4 protein-coding genes are annotated in these 3,146 nt (G+C 56.8%); all 4 read left to right on the top strand.

What is annotated here, in order from left to right; translation table 11 throughout:
* Positions 1-249 (top strand): tyrosine-type recombinase/integrase (locus WCA10_RS16790; RefSeq protein WP_472823662.1); only part of this gene is annotated, 249 nt, incomplete at its 5' end.
* Positions 246-1,154, top strand: coding sequence for a tyrosine-type recombinase/integrase (locus tag WCA10_RS16785; protein WP_472823661.1), 909 nt, complete (start codon positions 246-248; stop codon positions 1,152-1,154). The genes WCA10_RS16790 and WCA10_RS16785, both read left to right, overlap by 4 nt.
* A 96-nt stretch (positions 1,155-1,250) precedes the next feature.
* Complete coding sequence (locus WCA10_RS16780; protein ID WP_472823660.1) at positions 1,251-2,699, top strand: IS1380 family transposase; 1,449 nt, start codon at positions 1,251-1,253, stop codon at positions 2,697-2,699.
* 166 nt (positions 2,700-2,865) lie between these two features.
* Positions 2,866-3,146: hypothetical protein (locus WCA10_RS16775; RefSeq protein WP_472823659.1), on the top strand; the 281-nt coding region annotated here is incomplete at its 3' end.

Here is a 3,146-nt window from a genome sequence, read left to right as displayed (position 1 = left end):
GTTGGAACATCGGTCTTATGGCAGGTGACGAGCTCCCGAATCAAAGCAGCCGGACTGCGGTTCCGGCACACCGGCCCACATAGTCTGCGGCACGCGTGTGCAACACGTCTGCTGGTGCAAGGTGTTTCGTTCAAGGAGATCGGCGACGTGCTCGGGCATAGAGGCCTTGAGTCAGTAGGAATCTATGCCAAAGTCGACCTCAATGCGCTGCGCGTAGTGGCGAACGTCGATCTGGGAGGGCTGCTATGAAGCTCTCCCAAGCGGTTAACCTCTACGTCCGACGTAAACAAGATGCCGGTGCGAGGTTTAACGCTCCCGCGAAACAGCTGCGCTCCTTCCTTCGACACTGTGGCGATATCGATCTACACCTGGTCGCACTGCTGCAAGTCACTTCCTTCATCGACGGCTCGGGAGTGAGACCTAGCACTTGGTGCCAGAAGCGAGGAACGTTGAAAGCGTTCTTCGATTACTGGGCAGTGCGTGGTCGTCTGAAGGCCGCTCCGCCACTACCGCCGCGTGCTCCCAAATCCGGGCAGACCTTCGTCCCTTATATCTACTCCCAGTCCGATTTGCGCTTGCTGCTCGATGCTGTGCCACGATGTCAGCGAGTGTCGTCTTGCGTCATGTCTGGAGCCACATTCCGCACGCTGTTGTTGTTCCTCTACGGAACGGGAATGCGACTCGGGGAAGCGTTGCGACTCCGGCTCATGGATGTAGACCTGCGTGTCGGCTTGATCACGATACGAGGCACGAAGTTCTATAAATCACGTCTGGTGCCGCTCGGACGGGATGTCCGGAAGCTGCTTCAGCAGTATCTCGAAATGCCGGCACGACAGAATCAACACCATCGACCGCTGTTCCAGACGAAGAGTTGCAATCCGATCAGGCTGCAGGTGGTCGACAAGTGTTTCGTTCGCTTGCGACGGATCGCGGGCATCGCGCGTCACGATGAATCGTCCTATCAGCCACGGCTTCACGACCTGCGGCACTCGTTCGCGGTTCATCGAGTGACGGCGTGGTACAGACAGAATAAGGATGTGCAACGTTTGCTTCCTGCGCTGTCCACGTATCTGGGCCATGTCGATCTGAGTGCGACTCAGCGGTACTTGACACCTGACCTATGCACAGATTCTGAGTTGGTCAGAAACGACTAAAGGGAAGGACCATTTGGAGACCCTGGAAATCCTGTCGTAAAACAGAGAGGCCGCGAAGTTCGCACCTTCGTGAGCCGATTTCCAGGAGCCACCCAAATGGTTAAGCGTAGTCCACAGCATAGCGAGGAAACCCGCGCCCCACAAGGGACAGAGCGAGATAAGCCGGACCCCAATAAAATCGGGGCTTCCACTCGATTCGACTTCTCCGGCAAAAATCTAACTCCTTATGGCGGCCTGCTCCCAGTGGCCACGATGCTGGAGAAACTGGGATTTCAAAAGCTGGTGGAAGAAATCCTGACCGTCGCTCGCATCCCGCGAGTCATGGCGATCTACCAATTCTTGTTGGGGATGGTGCTGGCCCTGTATGTGGGTTTTTCCCGTCTGAATCACTTGCGCTTTGTGGCGCACGACGCGATGCTAACTGGGATCCTGAAGGTGTCGGAGTTGCCTCCACAGTGCACCTTCTGGCGGTTTCTGGCGTCGTTGCATTTGGGGGTAGCGCGGCAACTGCTGCAACTGCAGCAGAAGATGCGAGAACGGGTGTGGGAGGCGGCCAACGTGCGGCTGACCTCCATCACGTTGGACACCGATACGACCGTGCACACGCTCTATGGCCGACAGATGGGTGGCCGGAAAAGCTACAACCCAAAGAACAAGGGCAAGAAGAGCTATCAGCCTATCCTTACCTTTCTAGCGGAAACCCGAGAATACATCTGGGGCGAGTTGCGCAACGGCGATCGGCCGACGGGCCAGCAGATCGCGCGCCATTTGCAAGGGGTTTTCGCCGCTCTCCCGCCGTGCATCGTAAAGATCTTCGCCCGGGCGGATGCTGGGTTTTATTGTGGGGAGGCTGTACAAGCCTATGAGAAAGGGCGGGCCTCGTTCATCATGGTAGCGCGCAAAACCACGCGCCTGTTGGCGGAACTGCAAAGCGCCCGTTGGCAGCCCTCGCCGCGCACCGATGCCGATGAGCAGTGTGAGTTCTGGTATCAACCAGAAGGTTGGGGCAAGGCCTACCGCTTTATTGCCCTGCGTTACCAGAAGAAGGATCCGCTTCCCGAGCGAGAGCAGTACCAGTTGTTCGACAGCTCACAGTATATCTATCGGGTCTTCGTGACCAACATGAAGCGCCCCATCGACCTGCTGGCGTGGTTCTACAATCAGCGCGCCGGGGCCGAGAATCTAATAAAAGAGGCCAACAACGATGCCGGTTTGGCGGCCCATCCTTCCGGGCGCTGGGCCACCAACTGCGTTCATTTTCAGCTGGCGATGCTGGCCTACAACCTCAACTGCTGGCTGCTGCTGTTCCAGCGAGACGAAACCGCCAAGGTGGCTGAGCTCAAACATACGACCTTGGCGATCGCGCGTTTGCGCTTTCTGTTCCTGGCGGCTAAGGTCTGGCGCCATGCCGGACGAGTGGGCGTCAGCTATAGCGATCAGTATGCGGAGCGGGGATTGTTCCAGAGGCTCATGGATCGCTTGCGCACCATCGCTCCGGGAGAGGCGAACTTTGCGCCCGTCTTGCTCACTCCCTTACGTTCGTGAACCGTGCATAACTTTCTATGCACTCACAACCCAGAATCGACAACAACTTAGAAAGACGGAACAGAGCACCGAGAAAGAAGACGAATCAGTCGGCGATCAAGACACCAAGCGGCAACAACGATGAGGTCCGAAATCCAAACAGCACCTCGAGGCGAGGCCGGAGTCTATGCATAATTTAGGTTTCACGTTTACAGGAACCGCCACTTTCGGCAACGACATCATGGATTTTTTCCTCTCTGGACCATCATTCCGCATCAACTCAGCGGCTCCAGGCGGTCCGGGGGGCATGTTTGCCATTTGCTTACAGGGAACTCTGTGTACTGTTGGTGACCAGTTGATGATTCCAACCACCCCCTCACGCTTCTCAGCGCCGGGCGATTTTAGCGGAGGTACTGTGGGCGGTGTTACAGCCGACACTCTAGGAACAACATTTGGGGAGGGACTGAT

It is taken from the genome of Occallatibacter sp. (genome assembly GCF_049582745.1).
In the GTDB taxonomy this organism is placed as follows: domain Bacteria; phylum Acidobacteriota; class Terriglobia; order Terriglobales; family Acidobacteriaceae; genus Telmatobacter.
Note: the sequence above shows the minus strand (reverse complement) of the source record. Positions and strands in the feature narration are given on the sequence as shown.

Coding starts and splice junctions, on each gene's coding strand:
- WCA10_RS16785 (WP_472823661.1), top strand. CDS start 246: ATGAAGCTCTCCCAAGCGGTTAACCTCTACGTCCGACGTAAACAAGAT.
- WCA10_RS16780 (WP_472823660.1), top strand. CDS start 1,251: ATGGTTAAGCGTAGTCCACAGCATAGCGAGGAAACCCGCGCCCCACAA.